This window comes from Nocardia sp. NPDC060259, from assembly GCF_042728775.1.
GTDB lineage: Bacteria > Actinomycetota > Actinomycetes > Mycobacteriales > Mycobacteriaceae > Nocardia.
Window position 1 is genome coordinate 1 of sequence record NZ_JBHXAY010000183.1, and the last position, 5,938, is coordinate 5,938.

Annotated in this window: 5 protein-coding genes; 3 read left to right on the forward strand and 2 right to left on the reverse strand. The window is 68.3% G+C overall.

Annotation, left to right across the window (positions count from 1 at the left end; all coding sequences use genetic code 11):
• Positions 1-23: 23 nt before the first annotated feature.
• Positions 24-1,520 carry an acyl-CoA carboxylase subunit beta gene (locus tag ACFWF2_RS33255; protein WP_379311446.1) on the reverse strand — a complete coding sequence of 499 codons (1,497 nt, stop codon included), beginning with the start codon at positions 1,518-1,520 and terminating at the stop codon, positions 24-26.
• A gap of 74 nt (positions 1,521-1,594) precedes the next feature.
• A complete protein-coding gene (locus tag ACFWF2_RS33260) occupies positions 1,595-2,830 on the reverse strand; it encodes a cytochrome P450 (RefSeq protein ID WP_379311447.1) in 1,236 nt (411 codons plus the stop codon).
• A gap of 157 nt (positions 2,831-2,987) precedes the next feature.
• Here ACFWF2_RS33260 and ACFWF2_RS33265 point away from each other — a divergent pair, with 157 nt between their 5' ends.
• The 3 genes from ACFWF2_RS33265 (at position 2,988) to ACFWF2_RS33275 (ending at position 5,907) form a co-directional block, all read left to right on the forward strand.
• Positions 2,988-3,773 carry an SDR family oxidoreductase gene (locus ACFWF2_RS33265; protein ID WP_379311448.1) on the forward strand — a complete coding sequence of 262 codons (786 nt, stop codon included), beginning with the start codon at positions 2,988-2,990 and terminating at the stop codon, positions 3,771-3,773.
• A gap of 163 nt (positions 3,774-3,936) precedes the next feature.
• The gene (locus ACFWF2_RS33270; RefSeq protein ID WP_379311449.1) at positions 3,937-5,103 is read left to right on the forward strand and encodes a cytochrome P450; all 1,167 of its coding nucleotides are present in this window, start codon (positions 3,937-3,939) and stop codon (positions 5,101-5,103) included.
• 39 nt (positions 5,104-5,142) lie between these two features.
• Positions 5,143-5,907 carry an SDR family NAD(P)-dependent oxidoreductase gene (locus tag ACFWF2_RS33275; protein ID WP_379311450.1) on the forward strand — a complete coding sequence of 255 codons (765 nt, stop codon included), beginning with the start codon at positions 5,143-5,145 and terminating at the stop codon, positions 5,905-5,907.
• Positions 5,908-5,938 lie beyond the last annotated feature (31 nt).

Genomic DNA, 5,938 nt, shown 5'->3' on the forward strand with positions numbered 1-5,938 from the left:
GACCCCCTTCGTCGTCACCCGGTTCAGGGCAGGATGACCGTGCGCCCGACCGGCTGCGCCGCCGCCTGCCGGGCGTAGATGCCACGTTGCAGCGACCGCAGCAAGGTGTTGCGGGTCTCCTCCGGCCGGATGAGCTCGTCGAAGCCCATGTGCTCGGCCGAGTGATACGACGCCGTCAATTCCATCTCACGCAGTTCGGCGGCGAGCTCCTCCTCCGCGTGCGAGGCGTTGCTCAGCGCGGCCGCGCTCATCGCTCCCATCGTCGCTCCGGGGTAGGCGAAGGTGCCCGCCTGGCCGTCGAATCCGATCAGCGACATCACCATGGAGCCGAATCCGTAGGCCTTGCGCAACGTCACGTGCAGTTTCAGCGTGGTCGCCGCGGTCTGCGCGACGAACATCCTCGCGCCGCTGCGCAGCACGCCTTCCCGTTCGGACTCGCTGCCGGGCAGCATGCCGGGGTTGTCGGCGAGGAAGATGATCGGCAGATGAAAGGAGTCGGCGACCATGATGAAATGCGCCGCCTTGTCCGCGGCGTCGGCATCGATCGACCCGGCCAGCACCTGCGGCTGATTGGCGACCACGGCGACCGGATGACCGCCCAGGTGCGCCAGCGCGCAGATGACGGCGGTGCCGTGGCCGGGCTGGACCTCGAACCAGTCGGTGTCGTCGAAGACCACGTCGAGCACGGCCCGCATGTCGTAGGAGTTGCGGTTGTCCCGGGAGACGATGCCGAGGAGTTCCGGTGTCGCACGGGGTTCCGTCGACGCGTCGGCCAGGTAGACCGGCGGGTAGGACCACGCGCTCGGCGGGAAGTACGACAGGTAGCGGCGGATCTCGTCGAGGACGTCCTCGTCGGTCTCGCCGACGTTGTGGACGACCCCGCTGGGAATCGCGACGTCGGGGCCGCCCAGATCCTCCTTCGAGACGTCCTCACCGGTCGACATCTTCACCACCGGCGGCCCTGCGGTGAAGATCGCGCCCTGCTTGCTCATGATCGCGAAGTCGGCCACGGGCGCGATCAGCGCGCCGTGGCCTGCCGAGGGGCCGAGGACCGCGGTGACCACCGGCACCTTGCCCGAGCACTGGGCCTGGGCCAGCAGATCGGTCGGCGTACGGCCGTAGTGGTCGCCGGTGGGCCGGAATCCCGCGCCTTCCAGCAGCATCACCAGCGGAACCCGGTCGCGCACCGCGAGTTCGGCCAGCCGGTAGCGCTTGGCGTTGCTGCCGGGGGCGATGGTGCCCGCGAGAGTGGTGAAGTCCTCGGCGCCGACCATCACCGGTACACCGTTGATCAGCCCCGAGCCTGCCACGATCGCGTCGGCGGCGACCGTGCCGCCGACCAGGGTGCCGAATTCCTGGAAGGTGCCCGCGTCGAGCAGGTGCTCGATCCGGGCCCGTGCGTCGAGTTTGCCCTTGCCGCGATGTTTGGCGACGCGCTCGGGGCCACCCATCTCGAGCACACGGGTGCGCCGCCGCTCGAGATCGTCGAGGGTCTCGTCCCAGGTATCGGCATGGTTCATTTCGGGCCTGTCTTCTCTGATGAGCGTGCCGCGGCGGGCACACGGGGCGGGGAACGGATCGGCCGGGGCTCGGGTCAATCCAGGGTGAAGCGGATCGGCAGGCGCTTGAGGCCGCCCACGAATGTCGTTGCGGTGAGCTCGGGTTCACCGGCGAGCTCCACCGATGTCAGCCTGGGCACCAGCTCGTTGAAGAAGCTGCTGATCTCCATGCGCGCGAGCGCGGCACCGAGGCAGAAGTGCACTCCGTACCCGAAGGCGACGTGCTTGTTGGGTTCGCGGCCGACGTCGAACCGGAACGGGTCGTCGAACACGTCCTCGTCGCGGTTGGCCGACGCGTACGACAGCAGCAGCGAATCGCCCGCCGGGACGGTGACCCCGCTGATCACCGAATCCTCGACCGCGGTGCGCATGAAGGCCTTCACCGGGGTCACCCAGCGGATGATCTCCTCGGTGGCCCGAGGCATGAGCCCCAGGTCACCGCGGAGCCGGTCGAGCTGATCGGGGTGCTCGACGAGCGCGCGCAATCCGCCGGAGATGCTGCTGCTGGTGGTGTCGTGTCCCGCGGTCGCGATGATCGCGTAGTACGACACGATGTCCACGTCCGAGAGCGGCTCGCCGTCGATCGTCGCGTTCGCGATGGTGGAGGCCAGGTCGGCGGTCGGCTGCGCGCGACGCGATTCGGTGAGTTTCTGGAAGTAGGCGAACATCTCGATGAGCGCGTTCATGCTCTCGTCCGCCGGGGTCGACCGGGTGAGCTCGGCGTCGTCGTTGCCGGTGAGCTCCTGGGTCAGCTTGAGCATGAGCGGGAAGTCCGATTCGGGCACCCCGAGCAGCGACATGATCACATACAGCGGGAAGTTCACCGCGACCTCGCTGACGAAATCGCATTCGCCGCCGGTGTCGCGCATCCGGTCGACGTAGCGCACGGCGAGTTCCTCGATCCGCAGCTTCATCGCGCGCATGGCCTTGGGCGCGAACCAGTCCGCGGCGATCGCGCGCACGACCCGGTGCTGTGGGTCGTCCATGTGGATCAGCGTCTTGATGCCGACCGCGGCCTGCATCTCGTCCGACCGCGCGGTCATCAGCACCGGCCGCGGCCAGTTCGTGAACCGCTTGTCGGCGCGTTCGACGGCCATGATGTCGGCGTGCTTGGTGAGCGCCCAGAACGGCTTGTAGTCGGGCACCTCCACCCGCGCCACCGGATTGCCCGCCCGCAGCGCGGCCAGCGCGGTGTGCAGCCTCTTCTCATCGGTGTAGACCGTGGGATCCGCGAGGACGTTCGCGGCTTCGTCGACGACCGGCATGCTCATCAGCACCCTTTCGGATTCTCGGCTCGCCCGACCGGCTCCGGTGGTGTCACCCGACGCCGGTGAGCGCGTTGTCTAGGTCACAACAGTGATTTATAGTTGGGCTTACTGTCAAGCATTCGGTAAATACTTCTGTCGCATCTACGAAGGGGTAGAGTTGATGAGTTCCCAGCAGCGCAGGATCGTCGTGGTCGGTGCCGGATCGGGCATCGGGGCCGCCGCCGCGACCCACTTCCACGAACGTGGCGACCACGTCCTCGCGGTCGATCTGCGCCCCGGCGACACCCCGGCGGCGCGACAGGAGATCTGCGATCTGCGCGACGCGGCGGCCATCACCGACCTGCTCGGCCGGATCGGCGGCGACTGGGACGCCCTGGCTTTCGTCGCCGGCGTCCCCGGTACCGCACCCGCCGACGACGTCCTGGCGGTGAACTATCTCGGCATGCGGCTGTTCACCACCGGCATGCTGCCCCTGCTGCGCCAGGGCGGCGCGATCGCCACCGTGGCCTCGGTGGCGGCGCTCGGCTGGCAGCAGCGCATCGACGACCTCGCCGGGCTCCTCGCCGCCACCGATATCGCGGCCGTGCGGGATTGGCAGCGGACCCAGGACCCGGCCTACCCCGTCTACAGCACGTCCAAGCAGGCCGCGATCATCTTCGCCAAGCGCCTGGCACCGTCGGCGTGGCAGAAGTACGGCGTGCGGGTCAACACCATCAGCCCCGGCCCCACCGATACCCCGATCCTGACCGACTTCGAGGCGTCGATGGGCAAGGAAGTCCTCGACGCCGTGAAGGCCACGATCGGGCGGCACGCCACGGTCGCCGACATCGTGCCGGTGATCGATTTCCTCACCGGCCCCGGCTCGCGATGGATCAACGGCCAGGACGTGCACGTCGACGGCGGTTTCGTCGCGCCGATGACGGTCGGACCGGCCGTCGAGCTCTGACCTCAGGACACCGGCACCGGTCCCGGCCACATTGCCCGGACCGGTGTCGACTCATATACTGTATGTCTTACAGTAAATACGTCCACTCCGCCGTTCGGCGTGACGAAGTCAGAGGTGATCCGTGAACAGTCCCGTCGAGGACCCAGCAGCGACGGTCGCAGAGGTGCCCGATCCCCATGACCCCTACCCGTTCTTCGCGGCACGCAGGCGCGCGGGCGGTGTGTTCCACGGGACGGTGATGGACTACTCCCGCACCCCCGCGGAACTGCGCCCCACCGACACCTTCGCCGCCGTGTCCTGGTCGGCCGTGAATCAGGCGCTGCGCAACGGATCGGTGTTCAGCACCCAGCTCTACGACGCCACCATCGGAGTGTTCATGGGGCCGACGATCCTGGCGATGAACGGCCTGACCCACAAGGCGCACCGCAACCTGGTCTCGGCCGCGTTCAAACCGCAATCGCTGGTGACGTGGGAGCCCGAGATCGTGCGCCCGATCTGCGACAAGCTGATCGACGAGTTCATCGCGGAAGGCCGCGCGGATCTGGTGCGCGACTTCACCTTCGAGTTCCCCACCCGGGTCATCGCCCGGCTGCTGGGCCTGCCGGAGGAAGACCTTCCGTTCTTCCGGGAAGCCGCGGTGGCGATCATCAGCTACGCGGGCAACGTGCCCCGCGCATTGCAGGCCTCCAAAGACCTCAAGGAGTACTTTCTCGAGCACATCGAGATCCGGCGGTCCGCGCCCGCCGACGACATCATCAGCAATCTGGTCACCGCGGAGATCGACGGCGAGAAGCTGTCCGATCGCGCGATCTACTCCTTCCTGCGGCTGCTGCTGCCCGCCGGGCTCGAGACCACCTACCGGTCCTCGGGCAATCTGCTCTTCCAGCTGCTGACCCATCCCGACCAGTTCGCGGCGATCCAGCACAACCCCGGTCTGCTACCGCAGGCGATCGAGGAGGGACTGCGGTTCGAGACACCGCTGACGCTGGTACAGCGCTATGTCACCGAGGACACCGAACTCGACGGTGTCGCCATCCCGGCGGGCGCGGTGCTGGACCTGTGCCTCGGATCGGCCAACCGCGACGAATCCCGCTGGGAGCGGTCGGAGGAGTTCGACATCTTCCGGCCCCGCCTGCCGCACATCAGCTTCACCGCGGGCGCTCACACCTGCCTCGGATTGCACCTGGCGCGCATGGAAACCCGGGTCGCGATGGAGGCGCTGCTGCGCAGGCTGACCGGGATAACCCTGCTGCCCGACGGTGATCCGCACATCTTCGGCCAGCCCTTCCGCTCGCCGACCGCACTTCCGGTGCGCTTCGATGTCGTCTGATCCGCGACTCCACCACCGTTTCCGAGTTCGAGGAGCCCTGTGAACACCAGCACCCTGTTCGACCTGACCGGCCGTGCGGCACTCGTCACCGGAGCCGGCGGCGGTATCGGCGCCGCCGTCGCCGCCGCGCTGGCCGCGCAGGGCGCGACCGTCGTCGTCACCGATATCGACGGTGGCGCAGCCGAAGCCACGGCGGACAAGATCGTCGCCGACGGCGGCCGGGCCACCGCGACGGCGCTGGATGTCCGCGACCGGGCCGCCGCCGACGCCGCGGCCGCACTCGCGGCACAGGCCGGTGGCGGCACGCTCAACATCGTGGTGAACAACGCCGGGATCACCGAGCCCGCGATGTTCGGAGCCACCACCGAGGAGTCGGTGCTGCGGATGCTCGACATCCATCTGCTCGGCGCGTTCCGCTGCACCCAGGCGGCGCTGCCGTATCTCCCGGCCGACGGGACGGGGCGCATCATCAACGTGACGTCGTCGGCGGGTCTGGTCGGCACGCTCGGGCAGGTGAACTACTCGGCCGCCAAATCCGGCATCGTCGGCATGACCAAGTCGCTGGCGAAGGAGCTCGCGCGCAAGCAGATCACCGTCAACGCGCTGGCCCCGGCCGCGGCGACGCCGATGACCGAGACGATTCGCACCGATCCCCGGTTCGCCGAGCAGATGCTCAGCCGCATTCCGATGCGGCGCTGGGCCGAACCACAGGAGGTGGCGGGCGCTTTCGTCTTCCTGGCCTCCGACGCCGCCTCGTTCGTCACCGGCCAGATCCTGGCGGTCGACGGCGGCCTGGTCATGTGACATCGAAACCGACAGAGGCCGGTGCCGGCGG